This is a genomic window from Kiritimatiellia bacterium, assembly GCA_028715905.1.
Classification (GTDB): domain Bacteria; phylum Verrucomicrobiota; class Kiritimatiellia; order JAAZAB01; family JAAZAB01; genus JAQUQV01.
In genome coordinates this window covers 91,277-117,690 of the sequence record JAQUQV010000003.1, presented here as the reverse complement: position 1 = coordinate 117,690, position 26,414 = coordinate 91,277, and the positions used below count along the sequence as shown (strand labels likewise).

General features: G+C 50.5%; 18 protein-coding genes. 1 reads left to right on the top strand and 17 read right to left on the bottom strand.

Annotation, left to right across the window (positions count from 1 at the left end):
* Positions 1-1,055 (top strand): hypothetical protein (locus PHP98_01785; protein MDD5482373.1); only part of this gene is annotated, 1,055 nt, incomplete at its 5' end.
* Between the two features lie 199 nt (positions 1,056-1,254).
* Here PHP98_01785 and PHP98_01780 read toward each other — a convergent pair.
* The 17 genes from PHP98_01780 to iolO form a co-directional block, all read right to left on the bottom strand.
* Positions 1,255-1,377, bottom strand: a complete 123-nt coding sequence (locus PHP98_01780) for a hypothetical protein (protein MDD5482372.1) — start codon at positions 1,375-1,377, stop codon at positions 1,255-1,257.
* A 166-nt stretch (positions 1,378-1,543) separates the two neighbouring features.
* Complete coding sequence (locus PHP98_01775) at positions 1,544-2,200, bottom strand: hypothetical protein (GenBank protein ID MDD5482371.1); 657 nt, start codon at positions 2,198-2,200, stop codon at positions 1,544-1,546.
* Entirely contained in the window at positions 2,187-4,055 is a 1,869-nt protein-coding gene (locus tag PHP98_01770) for a carbohydrate-binding family 9-like protein (protein ID MDD5482370.1), read from the bottom strand. The genes PHP98_01775 and PHP98_01770 overlap by 14 nt, the downstream gene beginning before the upstream one ends.
* A 146-nt stretch (positions 4,056-4,201) precedes the next feature.
* Positions 4,202-5,098: a Gfo/Idh/MocA family oxidoreductase gene (locus PHP98_01765; protein MDD5482369.1), complete on the bottom strand. Its 897-nt coding sequence runs from the start codon at positions 5,096-5,098 to the stop codon at positions 4,202-4,204.
* Positions 5,095-6,051 carry a Gfo/Idh/MocA family oxidoreductase gene (locus tag PHP98_01760; protein ID MDD5482368.1) on the bottom strand — a complete coding sequence of 319 codons (957 nt, stop codon included), beginning with the start codon at positions 6,049-6,051 and terminating at the stop codon, positions 5,095-5,097. The genes PHP98_01765 and PHP98_01760 overlap by 4 nt, the downstream gene beginning before the upstream one ends.
* A 14-nt stretch (positions 6,052-6,065) precedes the next feature.
* Positions 6,066-6,410: an RHS repeat protein gene (locus PHP98_01755; GenBank protein MDD5482367.1), complete on the bottom strand. Its 345-nt coding sequence runs from the start codon at positions 6,408-6,410 to the stop codon at positions 6,066-6,068.
* Between the two features lie 80 nt (positions 6,411-6,490).
* Positions 6,491-6,877 carry a hypothetical protein gene (locus tag PHP98_01750; GenBank protein MDD5482366.1) on the bottom strand — a complete coding sequence of 129 codons (387 nt, stop codon included), beginning with the start codon at positions 6,875-6,877 and terminating at the stop codon, positions 6,491-6,493.
* A gap of 1 nt (position 6,878) precedes the next feature.
* On the bottom strand, positions 6,879-14,312 hold the full coding sequence (locus PHP98_01745; GenBank protein ID MDD5482365.1) for a hypothetical protein: 7,434 nt from the start codon (positions 14,310-14,312) through the stop codon (positions 6,879-6,881).
* A gap of 202 nt (positions 14,313-14,514) precedes the next feature.
* Positions 14,515-15,342: an amidohydrolase family protein gene (locus PHP98_01740; protein ID MDD5482364.1), complete on the bottom strand. Its 828-nt coding sequence runs from the start codon at positions 15,340-15,342 to the stop codon at positions 14,515-14,517.
* A gap of 90 nt (positions 15,343-15,432) precedes the next feature.
* The gene (locus tag PHP98_01735; GenBank protein MDD5482363.1) at positions 15,433-16,674 is read right to left on the bottom strand and encodes a right-handed parallel beta-helix repeat-containing protein; all 1,242 of its coding nucleotides are present in this window, start codon (positions 16,672-16,674) and stop codon (positions 15,433-15,435) included.
* Between the two features lie 123 nt (positions 16,675-16,797).
* A complete protein-coding gene (locus tag PHP98_01730; GenBank protein MDD5482362.1) occupies positions 16,798-19,017 on the bottom strand; it encodes a hypothetical protein in 2,220 nt (739 codons plus the stop codon).
* Between the two features lie 35 nt (positions 19,018-19,052).
* On the bottom strand, positions 19,053-21,074 hold the full coding sequence (locus PHP98_01725) for a DUF6067 family protein (protein MDD5482361.1): 2,022 nt from the start codon (positions 21,072-21,074) through the stop codon (positions 19,053-19,055).
* A gap of 434 nt (positions 21,075-21,508) precedes the next feature.
* Positions 21,509-22,198 carry an HAD family hydrolase gene (locus PHP98_01720; GenBank protein ID MDD5482360.1) on the bottom strand — a complete coding sequence of 230 codons (690 nt, stop codon included), beginning with the start codon at positions 22,196-22,198 and terminating at the stop codon, positions 21,509-21,511.
* A gap of 14 nt (positions 22,199-22,212) precedes the next feature.
* Positions 22,213-23,133: a CehA/McbA family metallohydrolase gene (locus tag PHP98_01715; protein ID MDD5482359.1), complete on the bottom strand. Its 921-nt coding sequence runs from the start codon at positions 23,131-23,133 to the stop codon at positions 22,213-22,215.
* A gap of 4 nt (positions 23,134-23,137) precedes the next feature.
* Positions 23,138-24,343, bottom strand: a complete 1,206-nt coding sequence (locus PHP98_01710; GenBank protein ID MDD5482358.1) for a Gfo/Idh/MocA family oxidoreductase — start codon at positions 24,341-24,343, stop codon at positions 23,138-23,140.
* Positions 24,344-24,414: 71 nt separating this feature from the next.
* Complete coding sequence (locus tag PHP98_01705; protein ID MDD5482357.1) at positions 24,415-25,584, bottom strand: creatininase family protein; 1,170 nt, start codon at positions 25,582-25,584, stop codon at positions 24,415-24,417.
* Positions 25,581-26,399 carry a 5-keto-L-gluconate epimerase gene (gene iolO, locus PHP98_01700; protein MDD5482356.1) on the bottom strand — a complete coding sequence of 273 codons (819 nt, stop codon included), beginning with the start codon at positions 26,397-26,399 and terminating at the stop codon, positions 25,581-25,583. Before iolO ends, PHP98_01705 begins: the two co-directional genes overlap by 4 nt.
* Between the last annotated feature and the right edge of the window lie 15 nt (positions 26,400-26,414).

Below are 26,414 nucleotides of genomic sequence, written 5' to 3'. Positions count from 1 at the left end.
AATATTACGCCGCAGATTTTTATGAAATACAGGGAGGGTATGAGACTTATGACTATTTCTTGCACGGGAGCGCCGACGCAGAGGACAGCCTGACCATATGGAATGGCCGGGGGAATGCGCTCCGGCAAGTTCCCGCCCCGATAATAAGCCCGGCAAAATTGGGAGAGTGGAGAGCGCCTAAAGATCATCGGGATCCGATATTGCGCAACCCGTGCTATGCGTATGGTTTTTTCAGGGACACATGTGTCGTGCCGCCGGATAACGCGACTGATTTTGTCAAGGCCGGCTTTTTGTCCGACAATGGCAACGGCTTTTCGGTATTCATCCCGGCCAGCGGGAGCAACACTTTTTCGCTTTATACCGGCAAAAATCCTTCCATCAGGCAGGCGCAAGAGAACAGCGAACTGGCGGATAAATATTTCAGAAAATTCATTTGCATCAGGATGGAAAACCCCAGGCAGCCGCCGGTCTTTGCAACCGTCATAAATCCGTACGCAAAAAACGAGATAGTAAAAGGAGTGGAAAGGATACTGCCGAATCTTCTGAAAATAAACGCGGGAGGGGATGTTGACTTCGTTTTTGAAAATTTGCGAAAGACAAAAACGGTTAAAATCGGCGGCAAAACGCTGTCGCTTACGGGTGATTATGGATATATCTCCCTGGACGCACAACAGGACTTTAGCGTGAAGAAATATCATGTCGTAAACGGCAAATTGGAACTGGATAACAAAGTCATAGCCGCGAATGGCTCTGGCTGCAAAACATCAATTGTCCGCACCGCCGGCGAAAACGAATTGACTTTCAAGGAAACCGTTTTCCCGCTGCCGGAGCGCAACGAGCTGAGCAGTTTTGTAAAAGTCATAAATAAAAATTCAAAAATAAGCTTCGGTTATTTCATCAAAGCGATTGACCGGGATAAAAAAACGTTAACCACGCGGGGGCCGCTTGGATTTAAAGCAGAGGAAGGAACTGATATTATGGAATTCAAATCTTTTCCCAAGTATAAGCTGGATGGAGAAAACAAACTTGTTTTTTTCAAGGTGAATTTCAACTGACAATAAGATTGCCGAAGCCGCCGGGATTGACTGGCGCTCGGGTGGCACATGGCGGAAACGTTATGCTAAATGAAACACTACACCAGATTTTTTAAAAGCATGGAGGATGGAATGGATAGACAATGGCTCTGGGGGTCTGCGCATACACATTCGGAATGGAGCGATGGATTGGAGCCGGTGGCCGAACTTTCGAAGTTTTTCAAACGGTTTGGAAGGCTGACTGCGCCGGATTCGGCATGCGTAATGTTTTGGCCGTGCCGGAGTTTTCCGAACAGGCGATTTCGGAAAGTTTCAGGGACGGCAGGTCGTATGTATCAGCCACGTGGCATCCCAACTTGTATCAGGAGTGCAACTTGGAGAAGAGAGGCTCGTGCTGGTGGAAATTAACGAAAGAGATAAATCGGGAAAAAGGCCTCCAGGAGTTGGGGAAAATACGGTCGCGCATGTTTGAGAACGACAAGGTTTCTGACCGGTTGTCGCAAATATATTTAATATTTAAGGGCTGTCCCTTGGAACATGGCCGAAAGGCCGGGACACCTGAAACACGGCAGACCGGGCGCCGCCGAGCTGTAATGGAAATCCCCGAATTTCAGGAACCTTGTGCGCACGAAATTCAGGCCCCAGACGCCGCCGGGCCTTGCGGTTTTAACCCCGAGACCGGCCAGTGGAATTTGCATGTCAGCCGTCCATACATCACCGGTCAGGCTGAGCGCAGTTTTGACCGCGCAATGCCAGTTCCTGGCTTTATTGCCCCGCAAAACCCTTTCCATGGAACATTCGCCCAGCATGTTCAGCACAAGATGATAATACGATTCATGGTCGTGTTTTGTGTCAATGAAAGCTTCAACAATGTTGTTGCGCAGGCAGGAAACTGACAGACGCCGGGCATTACGTGTTTCCTCCAGGTAAAACCGCAGAACGAGGTTTCTGGCTTCAAACCTGATGCGCACCCTTCCGCCGGGACGCACCGGCAGGGCGGAGTTCAGCGCGAAAAATCCGCCGGTCAGCGCCGCGCCGGCGGCGTTTTGCGCGCGTTTAACCAGCCAGAACGGGAGCGGAGCATTTGCATGGGAGACTGATTGCACGGCCTTCATTTTGTCACTGCCGGAACGTTTTTTTACGATCTGATTTTTATTGATTGTCATCTGGAAGTCCCATTTCCCGGATAAAAATGTCGCCAAGCTCGGGATGGTCAATGAAAACATTGAAAGGGCAGACACTGAAGGATTGCGTGTGTTTCCTGATGATCTGCAACTCCTTACGGAAGCGTTCAACCGGCTTGTTCATTTTGGGGTCTTTGTTGTCAAGGTAAATGCCCACAAACGGGATTCCATGGCAACTGGCAAAATATCGTTTTGCATCCTGCAAGACAATTGCGGTGTATTTCTCAATTTTCCCGGAATTCCAGAAGGGCTCAAAAAACCAGGCAACCGTCTGCATGCAGTAATCCACGTCCAACCTGTTCCCATAGACGGGATTGGCAATAAAGGCGGGATAAATATGGGTGCCGATCTTTACCCCGGGCTTGATCTGCCGGCAATATTCGGCCAGACGGTTATTGAAGTCAACCAGCGTATCCAGTGAAAACTGCGCAAACGCATCGTCCCGCGCCACTTTGCCATCAAGCCCACACCGAACAAACCATCTCCTGTAATAATCTTCAAACATTTTTTCGGAAACCGGGCAATGACAGCCCCGGTAATTTTTGTAACCGAAATAATCAAATGCGATGCCAGCCAGTCCCGGGCATTCCCTCAGAACCTTTTCCAGCTTTTGCCGGCAGTGCTCCATCACCTCCGGACGGTGGAAGCAAAGGAATTCGCCGGTATGGACATCGGTCTCATCATTGACCGGTTCGCCGCCGCTTTGATAGCCATGTTTGCCGGGGGACCCATCCTCTTTTATGCGCTTTGCCTTTTCAGCCTCCCCGGGGGTAACAACCTGCCACCAGTCCTTGTTCTTTTGATTTCCAATAATATGGAACCAGTAGTAAACATCAATACCGGACTTCCCAGCCATTAAACAAAGATCATTCAGGTAGTTGAAATCGTCGCTGGCGTGAATGATCAGCGCGGAAAAACCAAGCTTTTTAGCCGTGTCAACGAGAGTCTGAGGGTCTTTTTCCTTACCTGCCCAGCCGCCGCGCCAGATTTTTTCCGCCGATTGGGACGCATTCGGATCAACAAATTGAATGGTCTCCCATTTGTCCGGAGTATGACAGGCGATGATTCCCATGACAGGCCATGTCCAGTAGTGACGGTCACCGCCCGGCCCTTTCCGCCAGACCCAGCCCAGATGCGACTTCCAGATATCTCCGTTTTTGGGAGGACAATTTTCTCTGATAAAAGTCTGAATGTCTTCCCAGAGAATGGCCAGTTCAACCGACCATCCTTTGTCGGCATCAGAGAAATCATTGAGTGTGCCGTCAACGTGCACGGCATGAAGCACGCCCCTGCTTTTCCACTCCACGTTAACGGTATAGCCTACCCCGCAGCAGCCCGTCCGAAGGGGACGATACAACGAATCCATACCCTTTGCGATAAAAGCATCAAACATTGAATTAAGCGGGTTGATGTGAAACTCAAGATAATTCCTGCCATCGGCATCCGGATCAAAGAAAAATTTGGCAAAACAGTCCCAATACATCATTTCATATTCCCCCCGCGGATGCTGCATGTCCCGCCATTTTCCTGGTTTGGCAATATCCACCGTGCCCCATACGTTCGGGTCTTTGAAAGTCATGGCGGCATAAAAATATTGATCGTCCCAGGCGAGCCTGGCCTCGGATTCCAGGGCGGGAGATTCTCCGGTGGCTATGTCTTTAAAGTGTATGACTCCGGCTTTTTGCCAGACCGGTTCATCCAGTTTGCCGTCAACTGAAATTGGCGTCTCGGTCTTCAAGACTTGATAAGGGCCAAGCCAATCAGCGCATACAATCCGGGTGCAGGCGGCAAGAAGACAAAATCCCATGATAATCTGCTTGTGAAAATGTCGCGACATTTTTCCCTCCCTGTTCATTTCCTTGATTTACTTTCAAAAGTCCACCGGAGCTTGATGTTTAAAAATTACTCCTCGTCTGCACCATCCCGCCTGCATACCAACACACCTTCTGTCCTTCGTGTCTTCCGTGGTTAAATCCTCCGCCTTCAAGTTTCCGCCTTTACCCTGACCGGACGTCCGCCGGCGGCCATGGATTTATTGGCGGCCTCCATGAACGCAATCACCTCCAGCGATTCTTCCGGCGGCACGATCGGGCGGGAGGTCTCAAAAAACCGTCTGATTTGCTTCAATAATTCATTGTAAATCCGCGCAACATCAATCACCGCCGATTCAGCGCGCTTTTCCTTCCAGACGGTAAAGCCGTATTCATGCGCTCCCTTTTTCACGCCCCGGGCCATGCCCAGCCGTCCGTCTTTCCATGTTCCGATGGCCACGGGACCGTGCCCGTGATCCAGACAGCGCACCTCGCGGCAACCCGGCCCCATGAGGGCATAGAGCGGCTCCACGGCATGAATGGCGTAATAAATCCAGCCCGGCATGGTCGGCCGCAATATAAAAGGGGCATAAGTCATGGCCGAGAGGATACGGCCGTTTTCCCGGCCGGAGAGCGTTTTTTGCATTTCAGGCGTGAAACGCAGTGACGAGGCGCTGAAAATTTTCACACCCCGCCGGCGGCACATATCCACCAGTGCCCTGGCCCTGACCACGCCGGCTTCCAGGGGTTTGTCAATGAAGAGCGGTTTGCCCTTATCGGCGAACATCCGCGCCAGTTCCAGGTGTTTGGAACCGTCATCATGTAAAATAAGAATACCATCCACCCCCTGCGCGAGATCATCCGGATCGTCCACCACCGCGACGCCGAGCCGGCGCACGGTCTCCACGTTGGCCGCCAGTTGTTTTTTTGAAACCATCACCGACGGAAACGGCATGGCGACGACAACTTTCATCCCCTTGACCGCGCGCGCCTCATTGACCTGCCGCGTGAACACCGGACCGTGTCCGTCCAAACCGGCAATTCCAACCCTGATCGTGTTTTTTTTCATTTAAGTTTCGCCTCCAGTCTGTTCACGATATCATCCGGAACCGCGCACGGCAATTCCACCCGTTTGCCGGTATATGCCGCCTGAAGCGTTGCCATAATCAGGTTGAACCCTTTCAGGGTGTTCTCCAGGCAGTTCAAGTGCAATTTTTCGCCGTCATCCAGCCAGGCGGCCATGGCACGGGTGAATTCCCTCTGCCCCGGCACATCGCTTTCCGCCCAGGAGCATTTCTCAGTAAAAGTTTGTCGCATGCCTTCGGCGTGATAGCCCCAATCACGGTTCTGCGCCCACCAGGCGCAGCCTTTCGTCCCCCAGAAATCAAACTCAAGATGCTGCCAGAAATCCTTTTCGTCCGACGTGCCGACGGCGTCCTCGGCGTCCTCAAAATAAACGACCTTTTCGCCCGGAAAAACGTATTGCACCAGCATGTTGGCAGGCGCCGGGTGACCGTAGTCATATCCGTTCATTCCAACGGCCATGGCCCATACGCGGAGGGGACTGACATTATTCATAAAAAACAGGAGAAGATCAACCAGATGGGGCCCCATGGAAAGAATATTCCCCTTGGTAACGCAACGAATCCATTGAAGGTCCCCGATGGTTCCTTCATCCAGTATTTTTTTCAAGTCCCGGCAGGTTTTAAAGTAGCGCCTCTGCATGTTCACGGCAATCTTCATGCCGGTCCGGTCGGCCAGGGCCTTGATCCGGCCAGCCTGGGCCGGATTGAGCGCGATCGGTTTTTCCACGATAATACCCTTCACTCCGCACCGCGCCGCCAGTTCCATCGGTTCCTCGCGGATGGCAGGCGGGGTAACAATATGCAAAAGATCGGGCTTTTCGCTATCCAACATTGTTTCCAGGTCCTCGTAAAGGCGCGGGATCCGATACTTTCTTCCATAGTCGTCCAACCGCTCCTTGCGCTTGTCACAGGCCGCATTTAATTCAACATCCTTGATGCCGACGTAAGCCTCTATATGATTGATAATTCTCGCGTGATTGTTCCAGTCGGTGTCGTTTCTCCGGTTTGCAGGAAGGCGTCGTAGGAATATTGAATCGCGTTGCCACCGCGATTTACTGTTTCCAACCGCCCTGCACTGTCATACGTATAACTGATTTCATCAGTCATTCCGTCCTTTTCCGCACGAACGGCAATCAAACATCCGGCAAAGTCATACACGTTGGAAATGATCGTCCCATCAGGCTTGACCCGCCAGATAATCCATCTGTCGGGCGGAATTGTAATGCCAAGCTGTATTTGTCGGCTCGGAATCGAACCATTCAGTAGCCGGAATATTTTTAACAAGATCAGAATCAATGACGTTTCCGAGCGCCGTCATCACTGCCATTAGAAGAACAATTAGGATTGTAGATCGCTTAAACATTATGCACCATCTTTCACCGCAGAAACCAAGTCATCAGCCCTGCCCCATTTTTACCGTTTTTTACGAGCTGATCTAAGGCATCAAGACATTTTCTTGATTTTCCGTAAACAGTAACGATACGATTATGACGTTTCGGGACTCTAAATTGAAATGGACCTAATAACTTTCCTTGTGGTAGACCTGCCGAACTGGGCAGATGATCTCGTATTAACTCTGGTTCGGCGATTTCAAAAACAGTCCACATTTCAGGATCGGAAGTAAAGAAATCGTATGCCTTATCTGGATTTTTATTGATATAGCGCAAGTAATCACGAGCATGGAAAGCATAAAAAATCCAACGGAGGATAAAAAGAACTCCCAGAAATATCAAGGTAAAAAGAACTATGTGTGAAATATTCATTTTAGAATGGCCATAGACGCTCGATCCCTGGTGGAGGTGGTGCTGGCAATCGTATCGGTTCCTGCAGTTTACCCCCAGCACCTGTGGTAAGACGGATTGTTGCATTTAATATCGTCCACTTTGCAAAAGTTGAGGTATTTGCCCAAATGTTAACCCCAGTCTCAATTCCTCCGTAGACCATTACTGAGCTGCCCATAAGCATCGCAGTATGACTTCCCACAAAGAATGCACCATAGGCCGCTTGATAGAAAGCGATCGAAAGATCCTTCGGGACACCAGCTTGGCCAAAGAAATAGAATGCAGCGTATTCATCAATGGAGTTGATACCGCTTTCAGGTCCGAACCATGACTCATGTATCCCATCAATCCATGGTTGATATAATTGCCATTGCGACATGTCTTCACAAAGGCCCCACGGATCAATGAGATTTATCGGATTATTTCCGACAAACGCATACACGTTCCATCCCGCAGCCAACAATAGGGAATCCTTGCTTAACCACCGGCCAGTGAGTGGGTCATACCAACGCGCGCCGAACTGGACAAAGCCGGTATCAGAATCGCAGAGTCCGGATTGGAATCCAAAGGGTTGGAAGCCAGAATTCGTATCTTGTAAAACGTTGCCGAAGGAATCATAATCGAGGCGTTGGACAATAGCGCCAGTGACCACATCAATAACCAGGCGAATACTGCCGACATGATCGCGAATGAGACGGTAAGTATTGCCATTTTTAACCATGTAGTCAGGCGTGAGCGGACTGGAACCGTAGATAAAGACGCTTATAATATTTCCGGAGGCATCGGTCTCGGCCATGGGCTTTAAGCCATCCTTGTAAATCCAGCCTTTAATAATTGTGCCGTTGACACGTTTAGCAGTAATCCGGCCAAGGGCGTCTTTGTCATAGCTGATTATCCGTCCATCAGGTAATGCGACCGATGACAGCTGGCCGAAGAGATCATAAGCAAGCGACGTTGTTTGGCCGTTGACCGCGCGATTGGTTTGTTCGCCATTCATGGAATAACCGAAGAACAGATCGCCATAGGAAAGCAGACGATCCTGATTATCAACGATCGCCGTTCGGGGAACGGCTCCTACATCCGAACTGATGCGATTGCCATTGGCATCGTAGGAATAGAACTCGCTGACTACGCCGTTCGTCGTTACTTGCGTTAACCGTCCGCGCGTGTCATAAACGTAAGATTTGTTTATCGTGCTGCTGTCAATCGTTTCTGACTGATTAATGATCCGTCCAAGGGCATCGTATTCGTAGGAAACCGAATAAACCGGATTACCGGAAACATTTACCGTGTAATTTGCAACCTCGCCAAAGCCGTTATAGGTTCGCTGGTCAGTGATATTCCCCAGCGTCGTCCCGGTCAGGAAGCCGGAGGCGGAATCACGGGTTAATGAAAGATCCCCGGCTTGGGTCAGAAGTCCGTCATCGTCATAGGCATAAGAGACGCCCATGACACCGGCCAATGACAAAACCGCGACTTGGAAGTCATCGTTATATTCCCGCAAGATTGTTCCAGTCGGCGTCGTTTCACCGGTTTGCAGGAAGGCATCGTAGGAATATTGGATTGCATCGCCTGCGCGAGTAACCGAGCCAATTCTTCCAGCTTCATCATACGCGTATGAAATCTCTTCGCTTCCGCCTTCCTTCATGGCCTTCATGGTAATCAATCTTCCGGCATTGTCATATACATTGGAGATAATCGTGCCATCCGGTTTGATCAAATAATCCATCTGCCGTGCGGAATTGTAATGCCAGGACGTATTTGTCGGCTCGGAATCAACAGCGGGGGTGCTATAACGTTCAGTAAGACCGACCGGATTATATCCGAAACCATGTTCCTTCCCATGAGGCAGGAGATATTTTATCGGATCGGAAGAGCGATCATAAGAGAGATTAAGCGCATTGCCGTCAGTAAATACCTGATTGGTCAGGCGGCCGATCTTGTCGGAAAACGTCAAAACCTGCTCGCCCAGAGCATTATTCACGGAACGCAAGGTGCCGTCGGCGGCATAAGTAAAGTTGACAGCGCGAACATCGGAACCATCACCCTGAATGGTCTTAACCAATCTGCCTTGCGCGTCATATTCATTGTTCACTGCACATATGCCGGGGGACTGCAGATACACCAGACGCCCCAGCGCGTCAGTCCGCACCACACTTTGTTTGCCCATGGGCGTAACATTGATTGTAGTTTTATCTGCAACCGTGTATTGACTCATCCATGTCCGGTCGTTCACGGTCAGATATTCAATCATATTCGTCATACTCAAGGGATCATAGGGACCGGACAAGCCGGCAATGCGTTCAAAATCCGTCACGTTAAAATGCGAGGGCGTTGATATTTCCCTATGCTTGACAATCGGCGACTGCATGCCGAAACGAGGGTCAGGCCCCTGTTGCATTGTTATCTGGGTGCCGTCCGGGTGGTTGATGGTAACATTACCTTCCGACGTTTCTGTTTTTGTTACCTCAAGCCCGACCGGATCAATGATTCTTCTTATTTCCGTTCCGTCAGAGAACCGTTCAACGATATGGGTATTTGTCCAGCCCAAGCTGTCCGCGATCGCCACAACCCATCCGTTGGTTAATTCCTCGTGAAAGAGGCAATGCCTCCCGCCTGCCGGATCGGTGTTGCCGACTATTTTTCCTTCCGCGTCATACTCCTGATGAAATTCATAGCCCCGACGGCTGACCACATTGGTCAAGAGTCCGTTGGTGGTATAACTCATCAGATTCTTTTCCCCGGCCGGATTGGTCAGTTCAGTCAGCCAGCCGTTGGAATCAAGCTTCATTTCCGTCCGGTGGCCGTATGGGCCAACAATGGCAGTCGGATTGTTGGATGAATCGCGTTCAATCGTGGTAATCAATCCGCCGCCATCCGTGATTTTGTCCAGCAAACCGTCAGAGGTATAAGAAAAGGCGTAGAGCGTAGAACGGGTAGCGGCATCTAATGTCCGCAGATGGCGGCCAACCGCGTCAAACACGTATATTTCGGTTCCATCCTCCGAGGCAATGACAATTTCTTCATTACTGAAGCCGGGATAATCAACCTTCACGGAACGAATGCGGTGTTGTTGGGTATCGGCGATATATAGGACGCCATCCGGCCCGAAACATGCGCCTTCCGCATCGTCTATATATGCCGCGGTTGCCGGACCGCCGTCACCCAGCGGCGCTGACCAGTCATAAATCCCCGCCACACGTTTAGCCGTTCCATCCGGCGAAACTTCCCAGACCATGGCCGGACACACCAACATGCCGGTCATATATTCAACCACGTAAAACGAGGAACTATCCGGTTTTGCGGCTACCGCACGGCAACCAAAACCGGGATCGCTTGCCTGATAGACTGTGGTAATAATTCCGTCGTTGCCGATCCGCCGTATCCGGCTGTCATAAAGATCGGCAACAAAAACAGTTCCATCATCAGCCACGGCCGCGTCCATCGGAGTTCTAAACGTCGCCTCAATCGCAGGCCCGCCATCGCCTGTGGCTTCTTCCCAATATTCCAATTCCTCACCTGTGCCGGCAATCGTATTAATCCGTTTATTGGGTCCAATCCGGCGCATCCGGTAATTACCGCTGTCGGCAATATATATGGCGCATTCCCTGTCAACCGCAATTCCCAGCGGCGCATTCAACTGCGCCGATATTGCCGGGCCGCCGTCACCGGAATATCCCGCAATGCCGGTTCCGGCTATGGTGTGAATGATTCCGTCCGGCGTAATTTTACGGATAACGTTGTTTCCATTGTCGGAAATATAGATTACGCCATGCCGGCAAACAGCCACACTCGCCGGATTATTCAATTCCGCGTTGATTGCCAAGCCTTCATCGCCGGAATATCCCGCCGTTCCGCTCCCGGCCACGGTTGTGATTATTCCTTCCGGACTTATTTTCCGAATCCGGTTGTTGCCGGCATCGGCAATGTAAAACGCTCCATCCGGACCAGCACATACATCCCTCGGACAATTCAACGCGGCATCCATTGCCGGGCCGCCGTCGCCAAAATAACCGGCAATGCCGGGTCCGGCGACTGTTCTTATACAACGCAGAACCGCATGGGTTCCCTCGCCACTTTCCCGGCCATCCCCATAAGAAATAATTTGACTTACGGGATCATACGCGTGATGAATCCCCAGCATCCATCCGCCCAACCCCCATTGACGACCGTCCGCCCCGCCCAGTTTTACTTCCGCCTCTGTTCTCATCGCCACTTCCGCGCGCCCCCTGATCCCGCCGGGAATATTAACGCCGCTCATTGTCCCGAATGTTCTGCCGCCGTTCTGCCGGTCTGTCAAACCATAATATCCGTCATAGACATATCCCGTCTTTACGGCGGCTTTTTGCTTGCCGGTCAAATCGCGTCCATAGGCGTCCTTCCCGTCCCACTCAAAATTCCACTCCTGACCGGTCTGCGCGGGAAAACTATTTACAAATTGCCGCCCGGCCACGTTCACTTCAATATCCACCCGTTTTATCAGGCCGGGAATATCAGCCCCCGCTGCGGGAATAGTCAGAAAACGATTATATCCCGAAGCGCGGGCGCTTGTGTAATTCAGCGCATACCCCGTTCCGCTGACCGGCAATATCTCGCTGAATGAACCGCTTTCTATCCCGATCGTCCCGCCCGTGTTCTGTCGCGATTCGCCCGCAACTTTTTTGCTCTTTTCACTGACTTTTACCACCGGACGTTCCGCTCCTTCCGGCACGACATAAAAGGGATAATTCAAGTCATGCGGGCTGAACCTGGCAACCTGCACCCGCCACAAACTTTTTCCCGGCGCATATAATTTCGCCAACTCCGATCGTTCTTCCGGCGCAATTCCCCATTCTTCCAACCCGGCCTCGTCTTCAGCCAGGCCGTCGCCGTTAAGATCAATCTCTGCCAAACCAAGCTCATTGACTGCCAATATTTGCAGAACCACGCCGTCCGGCTCAGCCATCCAGCCCGGGCATCCTTTCCACTCGTAATATGCCGCCGGAACGTTCAATCCCACCGGCATACCCATAAAATTATCCACATAAAAACTGACCGGCCGGTCAAATTTTACCGCCTTCCCTTCCGCCTCGTCAGCGGCCAGTTCCACGCAATAAGTGTAGAACGAGCTGGAAGGCAGTTCCGCCGGCATGCAGGCCGGACCGTTTGATCCGACCGTGTATTCGGTAAAACGCATTGTCAATTGGTTCACCGCCTGCGTTACTCCCGCATCATCCACCAGATACGCCTGTACCCCGGAAGGAACAACCACGGTGGCTTGACGCGTTCCATCCTGATCCATCACCGCGCTCGCCCGCGCCGCCTGCGCATTGGTCGCGCCGGCCCCGAACTGAACCGGCGTTGCAACAGGATCGAATGAAATCAACCGCACTTCAGGCAAAATTGAAAATTCCTGCCAGGCGGTGTCAATCGTCCGCCGCGCCGGCAGATATCCGTTCTTCCGGTAATCAACCGCCACGGCCGCTCCGCCGTTCACTGCCAGATCATACCAGCCGTCAGCCCGGCTCAGGGTCTGACCGTATTCCGGATGATCGCTGATCGTCACGGTTACACCGGGTAACGGCTGACCTTCCCGGTCAAGAATTTTACCGCGCACCACTGCCAAACGTTTAACCTCAAAAGCGTTCGTATCAGCTCCGGTCTGAATTGGATTTTCACCCGAATAAAGGAATGAAATATTTCTCCCGAGAATTCCTGCTTCGCCTTTTCGTATGGCCGGAGCCGCGTCGGCGGGATCAGGCGGCAGGGTTGTCTCAAAATTCGCCCGCAGATTACGGCCGCGATCCATCAAAACTGAAAGCGGGTTTGCATTGGTATCCAAGCCGGACGCGTCTCCGCTCCATCCCGCAAACCGCCAGTATTCATCCGCCATGGCCCCGACGTTCACGACCATACCCGCGCGATACCAGCCTGAAGTTCCGGCAACTTGTCCGTGCTCAAACGCATTCAACCCCAGCCAATAATTGGTTGTCCAGAGCCAATTGATCGCCGAATTTGTCTGTAGAATTGCCGTAACTTCAAGATTTGTTCCTGAAACCGGGATACTGCCTGCGCCGATCCAGCCAGTGGAAACATATTGCGTGTTGCCCTGAATTAAGGGAGATTCTGCTATATAGCAGACTACCGTGCTGCCGCACGAGTATTCATGCGTTCCGACTGAAGGCATACAACTTCCATGAACTGAATTAACTTGTAAGGCAACTTTTTTCGGCGCCGGTGTTGATTTTGGATCCAGCGGATCGCTCCCGGCCGCAATTTCCTCCCCGTCCGAATACCCGTCGCCGTCTGTGTCCGCCAGAGCGGGATTTGTTCCCAACTGCTGTTCCTGCGCGTTGCTCAATCCGTCGCCATCCGAATCGGTCAGACCGTTCTGCCTTATATCGGAAAAATATTTACGCTCCCACCAGTCAATCAATCCGTCGCCGTCGCTGTCACGGTTGACATATGCGATCAAGTCGCCGCCCGGGCCCAGCAGGCAAATCTCCTTCATCTCCAGATCGCTCATCGTTTCGCAACAGAAAATCATCCCCGCAATATTACCATTGAACGCATCCTCCGCCTGGGCACCTTGAACGTCAAACGCGCCCAGGGTCAAGTCCGCGCCGCCCAGGAAAATGTTGGTCAAGCCGTTAAAACCTATGCTCCATGTCCAGGCCCTTTGTCCATTGACATACATCAGCACGCCGTCCGTATCCGGCCGCCAACTCACCCCAATGTGCAGCCATTTGTTCTTCTTGACCACCGGCAATACCGTTCCCGTCCAAAGCGCCTTGTCCCAGTCAAGACTGCCGTCCGGGGAAAGCGCGCTCCAGATCCGCCCGAAATATCCGATAAAAAGACAATATTCGCTCTCTCCGCTCCGGCTTTTTACCTTCCCCAGCACCCGCTCAAAATTTTTACCGTCTTTCGGCCTGAGCCACAGGCAATATGAAAAATCGCCCCAGAAACTCAGAGCCGGTGATGAACCAAAGTTCACGTATGCCCTGCGGCCATCCAGCTCCAGTGTTCCCTGTTTGAATTTCGCGCCGTTCAGCAATGTCCCGTTCAATTCCCCTTCCAGCGCCTCGTCCGCATTATTAACCAGCGGCCACCACGCTGAAATTTTGTCATGATTGTCAGCCAGCGTCGGGCGGCTGTTTGCATCCCGCGGATTTGTCCCCACTCTTCTCTCTTCCTCGTCCGTAAATCCGTCATAATCGCGGTCCCTCCGCCCGCCGCATCCCGCCAACAAACCGAAGTTTTCGTCCGGATATTGTTCGGAACCCAGCGCCGTTTCCGCCCCCAACTCAGCCATGCCGGCCGGAACGCCCTCTTCCGCGCCGCCCTTTTCCCCCATCCCCAAAATAAAAAAGGCGCCCGTCATTACAACGAACGCCCGCATCACACGGTTCATGATCTTATTTTGGCGGAGTCTCATGAATGCTCCCGGAATATATGTTTTCCTCACATGAGTTAAGCGATTCTTGCTGAATTTTTGAACTGATTTTTTGAAGATTACAATCATTTGCAGAGAATTTTTTTACAGCAATTTTCCCTACAAACTGCTTTCAAAATAAGCCGTTTTACCCCTGTCTGTCAAGCGACCCCACCCGGCCTGCTACTCGAATCAAATCTTTAAATCACACTGTTCTTTGGCAGGCCGTATCAGAAAAAAAAAGTTCAAAATTTGAACGACAAATTTTCTCCGCCGTTTTGAAGGATATCCCCGCCCTTTTGTATACAGCCAACTCACGCTTCATCCCCTTCATGGATCGTGTCCCCACGTTCGAAAGCGATGAATCGGTACCATAAATCATAAAATCTTCCGCGCCAAACGCGATAAGCCGCCGCAACGCATCTTCCCGGTAATTCGGCGGAGTACCCGGCGTGATGTCAATAAACATCTCGGCCGTCGAATATCCGGCGTTACGAGCACTACGGGCGTGGCCAAAAAGCGCAAGGCATTCATCAGTCCACGGCCATGAAATATGCGCCAGAGCAAAACGAAAACGCGGTATCTGTAACAACGCCTCATAATATGCCGGGCGACAAAACCGTGAAGAAAATGTCTCGAAATATAAAATGCCGGAATGGAACAAACATGGCGCTTTTAAAACAGCCATTTTGGCGCAATATTTCAAAATAGGTTCTTCATAAGGATACCAATTGTTTGGTATCATTTTAAAACCACGGTAACGATATTTTTCCACCGCCCAATCCAGAAGCCCCAGCGGCATCTTATGTCGAGGCTCAATCCACGCCAAACCGTAAATACGATCCGGCGCTTTAGCAATCAACTTTCCAGTCTGAATGATATTATCCCTTTGTTCCCGCAGATCACGACCATACCATGATAAAACCGCGATATGCTCCAAGCCTGCCTTATCCATGCGTTTTAGCAAGTCAGCCGTGGATATCTGACCATCCTTTTTAGCATGGGAATGAATATGAATGTCATTAAAGACCATATTTCTCCTCTCTATTGCCTAAATCACATGATCCGATTTTTTTGTCTTAGGATGTCATGCATGAGAATGCCGACTTTATGAACCAATCGTTTAAAAACCTATGTAAATCGTGCCTTCATGCATTCCCTCGTAGGCGCCGATATCCACGGCCCTGTAACGGATTCTGATGCGGCCGTCCAAATCCACGGCATTCGTCATCCAATTTTGATTCAGACCGGCATTGATGCAGGGAGACGAGCCCGCCAAACGATAGTTGCCTGCCACAGCATTTTGAAACAACGGCGGCGAATCAATATTACCCGGGCCGTTGGTGACCAAAGGAGTCGTGCAACAATTTGTGAAAAATGTCTTGCCCGGCTCAAGGAACCAATTTGTACCGCTGGTACTGTCAGCAATAATCGTATTGAGAAATGAAGCCGCATGAATTACTGCACCGGTGGCGCACACTCCGATGTTATTATCCACAACCGTGCAGTTTTCCACACAACCAGTGCCATTATAAATCCTGATCCCGTAAACCTCATTACTAACCACAAGACACCCTTTAACGCTGGCCGCAGCGTTCGCATCCATAAAGTATAGTCCCATGAATGTGTTACCGCTAATAATACATCTCAAAGCGAACGCATTGTTTTCTATGCTCATTCCATAGCCATAATTATCAGAAATCACGGTATCATAAACAACGCCGTATTTATTCCGAATTCCCGCCGCTCCGGTTAAAGGGGTATTGGTATTTTCTGAAAATTGACAGTTATATACGTATCCACGACTGAGGTATGCACCACCTCCACTCCTGGCCCCACCGTTTCTCATAACGACTGAATTGGTCAGCGTTCCATATTCGATATATAATCCGGCCCCCAACCCGTTGACTCCTCCTCCTTCAATTGTGTTGTTGACAATCAGACAGTTTTTGACCGTTCCGCGCACAAGATACACTCCACCCCCCGAACCACCGCTTGGCAATGCTCCGTTTGTGATAGTGAAGCCATTCACAACACAACCGGCGTTGGTGACATAAAAACAACGATTGGTTACATTTGGATAATTTCCGTTCACAAGCGTGTTGGAACAGCCGTTAACACTCTGCATGGTAATATTTTGCACGACGTTAATTTGATTCGTTAAAATGTAAGTACCGTTGGTAACCAGAACGACATCTCCGTCGGATGCACTGTTCACGGCCTCGATAATATTGGTAGAGGCATCGGCCCAATTCGTATAGGGCGGATTATTTGCCCCTTGTCCCGGCGGACAGACACAAATAGTGATGCCAACCGCCGATTCCACGGCCAATGCGGCCAATGCCATTGTCAATTGTTTTCTCATGACAAACACTTAGCGCCACACGTTTAATTTTAAAGTCCAATCGCGCTTTAACGAACAATTAAACTATTAAACTTTATGACTTTTTTACAAAAAAACAAGTTCAAACCAAAAAAACGGATTGTTTCACAAGAAAATATCCTGAAACAATTTACGCAATGCCGGCTGTTCCATAATGACATTGCCGTCCTTCCCCCCTTTCACCACGGCGCTGCATTCATAAAACTGGAAGCCGTCATATCCGCCTTCCAACGCCTCCGTAATGGCATTCCGGGTCAATTGGACGTTATCGTCTCCCCTCCATAGACTGTTCCATTTTGAATACACAACCGGTATGCCGCGCGGCCTGGTCTGCGCAAGCACTTCATGCGCAAAACGCGAGGATGGACGTACATCCTTCATGGTAACGAAATCAGCCAACCCCTCGTTCAGCCAAGTTCTCCAATCCAAATGCATTCCCATAGCACCGCCGATCTCCGGTTCAATGTCCATCAAATGCGCGATATGAAGCCCCATCTTCTTGCCAAATCTATTCGCCAGATTCCTGCATTCTCGGTAAAATTGCGTATATGCCTCGCCTCTCAACCGACGCAACGCGGTTCGGTCGAAATCATCCGTGACCAGCAAATTCACTCCATAGCGCCTCATGAATTCATCAACCACCGGCGACTCAAAACCGAATTCATCCCATGCGAATGTCCATTGATGATTCGAAAAACGCAGATCCACTCCATCCACCCCCGCCGTCAGCATTTCTCTAACCATCTCAAGCCAGAAATTGCGCACAGCGGCAAACGAGGGGGAGAGCGCCGCCAGTTCTCCACGGTCTTTACCCATTGCGATCGCCAATAAACCCTGAGCAGAATCAATCACAAATCGCCTTACCATGCCATCTCGGCAGGGACGCGCTCCGGTTGGACTGTCGGGATATTTATCAAACTCTATGCCGCCATCTTGAAATCCAGCTCTTTCACGGGAATATGCCCCTTTGGCGCGCGGTACTGCGCCATAGGTAACCAGATGTTCTTCGCCTTGTTCTCCAAACACGTGAATTAGATTCACCAGCGTGTTGCCAAAGGAATTTGCAACTTTCCGACAACTGAGCGCAATATATTTTTCGTCTATCATCATTTTATCGAAGCGAAAAACCACGCACCGTTTCTTTTCTGCGGTCTGACGGTCACCGGACGATGTATGTTCCCAAACGGGATAATCCTCGATCGTTTCCCGTTTAACCAGTGTTCCTTGATAAAGTTGATAGGCAACGTTATTGTTACTGACCCAGATTTCAATATCGTCAATTGAAATATCCGCAGGCGTATCGGTTTCCTTAACAAGATCAATCCGGTTGACAACCTTGCTCTTTGCCTGGCCATAGTTGCCGGGTTTACGCGCCATGAGATATTCCGGATGTTTCGCCGCAAAATCCATAATATGGGCAACCGGTCCACCGATTCGCGACACTTTGCCGTATTGAACGGCTTCTGGCGTACCATCACCGAAGCTATATTGAAGACCCACGTCAAAAGGTTTAAAGACGCCGTACAGCTCAACATTATGCGCATGGGCCGCATCCACTGCCGCCTTTAACACATCGCCAACAGCCTTCATGGTACGGCGATAGTTTGACGCCATACGGCTCGCGGGAATGTACACATACCAATCCGGAGGATAATGAAGCCACTCTACACGTTTAACCCCCCAGCTCTTAAATTCTCGGAAAAGCCTGTCGAACATATCCTGGTCATAGGCCGCATGGCAAAGATCGTCTGGAAAATCAACTGCCACTTCGAGATCAAATTCGCCGTTCCTGCGCGAAGGTAAGGGCGGCACATTCAAGGCGTCATCCGCAAAAATATCCAGTCGTTTTACAAGTGTTTCTCCCGAAAAATTCAACCAGACCCGGCCGAAAATAGGTTTAGGGGCAGGATCTGTGACTGCAATGACTTCCCGGCCATCAAGTAAACCTCGTATTTTCCCGTTATCAAATTCAAAGACAACCAGATGGTTTTTATGATTGGGAACAGCTTTAGCGCCGATCTCCGCAAGAGAACAGCCACCGGCAGTTCGATAAATTTTATGGAACATACAATCCGGACTTTTGAGCCCCATATTTATGGCACGAGATTCATCGCCGCAATCCAGCGAGACTTTTGAGGCAACGGGAATAACTTCAAGCGCAACTTTGAACTTATCCCATGCCCTCCCGTAAAAAGGAATTGTCAAAACACCATTAATCAATAACCCGTCAGCGCGAAAAATATATGACGATTTGCCAAAACCATGAAAAGTCCAGCCTTCCGGAACTTCATTGCGAATAAATATATGCGATATTATTCTTCTCATTTCGTGATATCCTGGAAATGAAACCGTTATAAATTTTAATTTTTCATCAACGCATAAATCCAATCCGCTATTTGCCTGCGATATTTCGCGGCCATAGCGTTATTAAAAACATCGGTAACCCTGCCAAAATCCTCGCCCCACGGCACCGTGGCCAGTATCGTCTCAAGTTTTGCATCGATTTCAGAAGATTTTTCTCGCTTTCCCGGACACTTGGAATTTTCTTCTATCAGCTTTCTCAATGTATACACATAACGATAATCGTCTATGCCCTCGCGCACGCCTTCCCATTGCAAGGTTGGCGTGATCTCGCCACTTGTTACGCAATAAGTAATTTTAGGGTAAAATTTTAACTGATTGACGCCATTCGGATCGGTTGTGGAACCTAATTCATACAGCCAGGTCACTTCCCCCCGCACTTTCGAAATATAACTCAAAAATCCCGCCCCCCATCTGCTGGGCATCAGCCCCCCGGGAAGACCGTCATAACATCCGGAATAACCGTAATGAAACGGAACATTTTTATATTGCGAGATGTCGCGTAAAATTTCGGCATTTTTCCCGCTTGAATACACCACATCGCCGCTAAAAATTTGTATGGTATTGAACGGCGCAAGTTTTTTCCAAAAATCTCCGGAAATATACGCGGCACCCTTAAATCCGGCTTCTTTTGCCAACGGCCATTGCCAAAGGGCGCGTTCCGGCCTGCCCCCGGCGGCCCGGCCGCCCGGTTCATCTATGCCTTCATAATACCAGTCAAAATCCTTCCCTCCCAGTTTCTTGACCAATTTGTCAATCTCCCGAAGGGCGGCCTTGAATGCCTCTTTGAATTCAGGCGTTTCCATTGTTTTACTTTTTCCGCCATGGCCCTGATCCGCAACCGGCGGTTTCTCAACGCCCAATGCCTCGGCCACCTGATTCTCAAGCATGGTTCCGCAGTGAATTATCAGGGGGCCTTTTAATCCGGCCCGCTTCATGGCCGGAATCACCATCTCAACCTTGGGGAATCCCACCAACACCAGTTTCCCGTCCACGACTTTGAGTTTCGCGGGCGGACCGTAACCGCACCCCAGAACTATTCCCTCTATCCCGTGTTCCTTGATGTCCCGCATGGCAACAGTTGCGGCTTCAATCATGTTCATGCCGGGCTTGCGAAGTGCTTCGAAATTGCCGGTGCAATGCATGAACCAGTTCATGTTGTCAGGCGCATCCAGGGAAAACGGCAAAACTTCAATACAAACCGGCACCGACCGGGAACGTCCGCTGTCCGACTCGATAACATATTTCCCTCGATATGTGCCCGGCTTTGCGGTCTCCGGTATCTTGATCGTAAAATAAAACGACTGACTGGTATTTTCCGGAACATCGAGCGAACTTTTTTTAAGAAGCAGCTCGGGCTTCACAATATAGATACGGTCATACCCCTCGAAAAGCCCCGCGTTCCCCATTGGCCAGCATTTGACAATACGCGCATCGACATTATCTTGGGATATCTTGTCGCCGTTCGCGTTTACCAGTTCAGCCAGCTTTATCCTTACTTTCTTCAGAGTTTTAAATGAATAAACACTGATCCAGAACGGCTCATATTCCCCCCTTGCGGCAAAAAGCGATATTATATTGCCAATCTCATCCGGTCGCGGGATGCTTTCTGGACAAACATCGCGCGGATCTTCGCGGATATAGGGGGCGAATCCATAGTGCCCCCATTTTTTTACGATCCTCTGCGGTAAAGGATCGTCGGCCTTTTTGCATGACAGCTCGCAATAAACTTTCATTTTCCGCCCGCCGCAGTCAAGTTCAATCGCTCGCGCCTTGTCCTTTGCGGAAAAAGGAACATAATCGACACGCAAATCGTCGAACCAGGCCTTGCCGGTGCTCTGTTGCAATATTATATCGACGCGGAAACCTCGCACGCCTTCGGACAGGACGATCGTCTTTTCGCATTCCGTCCAATCGTTATTTCCCTTTTTACCAGGGATGTTCGCGATGAGGTTTGATTGTCTGTCGGTCAAAATGCCTCTTATTTGCATTAAAGGCATGTTCCAGGTATAGTCCGTCATAGGGGCGACATTCTCCGTCTTATATCGGAAATAAACCCTGAGTCTGCCGGCATATTCTCTTTCCTCGGCCACAGAATAAGACCAGACCGCCCTTCGCATACGGTTGGTTTCGCCCTCAGGTATCGCCAGAAGCAATGAACGCCCGCCAGCACTTCCACTCTCCTCCGATAAAGCACATAATTCCTGCGTTTCCGTGGTCCATTTCTGAACGTCACGAGCATCAATCAAAACAACCGATGCAGGCTTGGACGGAGACACCGCCGCACCCGCAAAATGTCCCTCTTTATCCGAACATCCCGCCAGACAAACGCCCATCAAAATAAGGAAAATAATTCCAGCCTTCCCGATCGCTTGCATAACGTTTCCTCTTCTCCTGCTGATTTAAATTACGGAATTATCCAAGCACTCATAATCGTTCACCATGCCGCCACGGATCACGAGCCACTTCTTGCCTTCAGAAGTCCGGGAACCAGCATAAGGCTTTTAACGTAATAGGCCGATTCCGCCTTTTTTATATCTTCCTTCTGCTTCCTATTCACGATTACCGACATGCAGATACCGGCCGCGAGTGCGGACAAACAGTCGTCATGCGGATTGTCGCCGATCATGACAGTCTCTTTTCCAAGCAATCCTTCCCTGGCCATCATTCTCCTGTAAAATTCCGGAGAACTTTTCAGGCAACCGACCAGTTCATGTCCATACACTTCGCAAAAAACACGCGAACGTTTCAAGTCGGCAGGCAGTCCGATGCTCGCCAGCATCGCCAATATCCGGCTGCGGCTGACATTGGATGCAATATAAAGCCGGAAACCGACCTTGGATAACATCTTTATCATGTCCATGGCGTCATCGTAAGGACGAAAATACTTTAAAGCATCCCTGGCGATCCTTTTCCACAAATCTTTCCCTGTGATTCCGATTCTGTGTTTTGCCAGGGCAAGAAAAGGGTCGCCGGCCGGAACAGTGCTTTCCATCCGCAACACCTGTTCAAGCGCCTTACTTTCCCCGGTTCCCGTTTCCTCCATGATCAAATCGCGCAGAACAAACTCGGGAAATCCAACCTCCTCATAGCCGACCCGACTTTGAGTTATGGTGCCATCCATATCGATCAAAACATTCTTCATGGTATACAACCGGCTCAATTCAGAAAGACTGGATTTGTCCATGCGGTATGCCCTTTATCGTCGGCGCATTCGATCCTGACGAAATTGTCTTTTCCGGTCAGTTTACATTCGGCCTCGGTCAACAATTTGTCCGCCGAAGCCGTCAGTTTCCTGAAGCTGCGTCCGCCCATGAAATTTATGATTCTTACAGGATCGGTCTTGATCCGGATTGTATCCCCAGTAATTGCCAAATCTCCGATGAGCGGACCGTTGGTTGAATAAAAATATCCCTGCCGCAGGGAATCCATGATGTTTTCCACCGTCAATTTCTCCGTCTTTACCATGACGCTGCTCACGGCCGTGTCGTTCGGCCTGAACTCGTTGAAATGCCAGTGGGCGTCGTCCGCGGCAATTCCCCAGACTCTTCTTCCGGCACAGAGCAGTTCATCCCAGTAAACGCCGGAGTAGCCCCTGCCGGAACACATTTCAACGCTGGTATTGTATACCTCCATGCCAATGAAATCTTCCAAGGCCATTATGTCTTGGGCCGTGCTGCAGCCGACCATGAAATAAGGATGCGCGATGATGGCCTCGCCGCCGTCATGCCGGATCATTTCAATAACCTTTTGGGCCGGCATATTGCGGCATTTTCCGGCAAGCGGCATCCTGGTATTGACGGCTACAATATCAAAATCATAGCGATCCTTTTCCTTGCCGTCTCTATAAGCACCTATTTCTTCCCCGCAGATGGCAAGAAATTTTTCATCCGAATAACAGGCAACATCAGTCCTTCGGTTGTGATCGGTTATGCAGACAAAGTCGTAATTTTTCTTCCTGTATTGCCCGATCATTTCCGGCGGCGAAAGCAGGCCGTCGGAATTGGTCGTATGCGTATGCAGATTGCCCTTGTACCAGTTGCCTTCTTTTTTGAATGGATTATTAAACATTGCTTTCATGTGTCTAATATACTTTGTCCCGAATACTCGCCGGAAGTTCGGGGATATCCAGCGCCCTGCTCTTGTTGCGCATTGACTCGGTTGCCTTACAGCCTACCGCAACGCTCATCCTGCCGGCCAGGGGTGTGGAAACCGGCCTTTTACCGGTCAGAAGCAGTTCCAGAAAATCATTGCAAATGATCGGATCGGCCCCGCCGTGCCCGCCTTCCGCCTGCCTGATGTTGTAAACACGGTCGGCCGCCAGATTTTTCCAGCGCTTGGACCTCTGCCGCAATTTTACCGCGACCCGGCAATTATCGTCAAGGTTTTCCAGTCGCCCCTCGGTGCCGATAAACACGTAATTGCGCCAGTAATCCGGCGTGTAATGACACTGCTGATAGGTGGCTTTGATGCCGTTCGCCAGTTCCATCATGACGGCGCTGTTGTCTTCCACGTCGACTTCCTTCCTGAACACGCACATATCCATTTGATTGGAGCGCAGACTGTCTCCGATATGCTGGTATTCAACGCAGGTATCCTTGTCCGGACAATCGGGACAACGCAAGTCGTTGGGTTTGTCCCCGCCGTAATAATCCAGACTGCCCATAGCCGAAACACGTTTCGTATACTGGCCGGTTATCCAATGAATCATGTCAATATCATGCGAGGCTTTTTGCAGCAACAAGCTGGTGGAATTTTTCCTGGCGCCATGCCAGTCATGATAATACCAGTTGCCGCCCGGTCCGACAAAATGTCTTACCCAGACCGCCTTCACTTCGCCGATGTCCCCCGAATCCACAATATCTTTCATTACACGGAAAATGTTCATGTAACGCATGTTGAATCCGACCATGAAATGTTTCCCGGACTTTTGCCATGCCTCCAGCATTTCGTCGCATTGCGCAATGGTAATGCCCATGGGCTTGTCGCAATAGACATGTTTTCCGGCTTGCAAAGCCTTGATGGCGTATTCCGCATGAGTAAAATCAGGGCTGGTTATGACGACCGCGTCAATATCCCTGGAGAGCAGGTCGTCAATATTTTTGGTAAGATACGCGTCTTTGTTTATTTCCCGCTTAAAAATGGCAAAGGCCTTGTCGCTTGTATCCATGCCGGCTGTAACGACCGATTTCCCCGCCGGTTTATGGAAATGCCTGGCGATTATGCCGCGGCCGGTCAAACCGACTATACCGATTCTTATCTGATTTCGGCTTAACGTTGAATTATTCATAGTATTTCCTGCAATTTCCTGCATTTAAGACCTCCCGCGAATTGAATCATATTCTGCCATAATCATCTGGTTCAATCAACACCCATCATGGCCATGATGGAGGGATGACGGTAGATGGATTTCCATTTTGAGTTTGAAGGGATTTTGTTTTCCTTCAGCATGGATTCATAAGGCGGCATGAGGGCATAATCCCGCACCTCGCCGATCGGCGCAAGGCAAAAATCGTCGCTCAGGAATTTTTTATCGTCCCGCACCACCTTCATGGATTCCCTGATGTAGAAATGCAACTGCATGGAATAAACGCACAAGGGGCGCACGGCTTTTTCCGGCGAAGCGCCGGTCGGGTCTCCGACCACGCCGGCCGGAGTTTTTTTCCATTCCATGCCCTGCGGATAAAACTGGTGCCAGACCGAAATGCCCGGCGTGAGCGCGCCGGCCTTGGTGGTTGGACTATACCTCAACGAACCCGCCGGTTCGGTTTTGACGGCATACTTCATGTTGACGCTTTCCATTGGGCCGGTTGCCATCTGATAGGAAGTTTCCGCCTCGTCCGCATGGATGAAGGGCGACTTCAATTTGCAGGATTTGCGCCTCGGGTCAAACCCCTTCATCTGCCAGGTATACCATTCCGTCTCCATGATGATCGCCGGGCAGCCGGTCGTCTTGCCGAACTTATGAATGGCGTGCTGGTTCACGTATTCCTGTCCGTGGTTCTGCAGGTTGATGATATTCCTGAAGCCCATATTGTAAAGGCCGACCATGTTCCAGAAAATGGTATTTATGTGCGTTTTTTCAGGGATGATCGTGGTTCCCGGCATGTAACAATGGTGCGAGGGGTGCGAGCCGGCGCCGGTCGGGAAAGCCAGCATGATCCCGGTTTTTTGACGCATGGCATAGGCGATCGCCAGGCACTGGTGGCCGTCCTGGAACAGATTGCTCATGGCGCCGTGCAGTTCCATGGAGCCGGTGACAAAAATGACGCTGCGCGTCTTCAATATCTCCGGATAAACGTCGCCGAAGGGGGCGTGGCAGAAAAAGTATTTCGGATCGTTCAAACGGTTCGGGTGCGGATAACCGTAATACGCGGCCACGGCCTCGATGTCATCTTCGCCGAGATTGTCATAGCCGTGGTTCATTATGTATTCGTAGGGAGAGAGACATTTTTCATGCCGGAATTCTTTTTCCGCCGTCGCAAACAGTTCTTTTACAATCTTCTCGCCCCTGTCATGTTTTTTATTCATTTCGTTGTTCCTTTCGTTAAAATGCCTTTTATATATTCAACACTTTGCCGCGCCGCTTCGGCGGGCGTGGGCCACGGCATCATTTCCATTGAGATATATTTATTATAACCAATGCCTTTGAGCACATCCATGACATCTAAAAACCCCAGGTGGCCGCAGCCCGGGGGGCGGCGGTTGCTGTCGGAAAAATGCACATGTCCGAGAAAAGGTTTCGCCTTCACAATGCTCCCGCAAATGGAAGGCTCCTCAATATTCATATGGAACGTGTCTATCAAAAGCTTCAGGTTGTCATGTTTGATCTTCCTGACAAGCTCGCCGCCTTCTTCAATGGTGTTTATGAGCCTTGTCTCGTAACGGTTCAGGGGCTCAATAAAAAGTTTCACGCCTTTTCTCGCGGCAAATCCCGCGCACACGGCCAGGGATTCCTCAAAAAGCCCGCGCTCCTCGCCGCCGTTTTCACGGCCGCGGCCCCTGATCAGCCCGATGATTACCGCCGCATTGAATTCAGCCGCGAAACAAACATGGGCCCTGATCCGCTCAACGGCCTTTTTCCTGATTTCCTTCCGCGGGTCGGTTAAACTTAAGCCTTCCTCCAGAAATGCCTGGCCGGTGCCGATGGCGGGAACTTCCATGCCGGCCGAACTGATGATCTTTTTCAGCCGTTTTGAGTCAACCAGAGCCGGGTCGCGCACGGCCAGTTCAATACCGTCGTATCCCAGCGCGGCCGCCCGGCCGATGCTGCGCGCGAGGTCGCCGCTGTAACTGACGGCTGAAAACCGCGTCGTATTCGTTGACAAGACCAGTCCAAACTTCATTGTAATGCCGTTAAT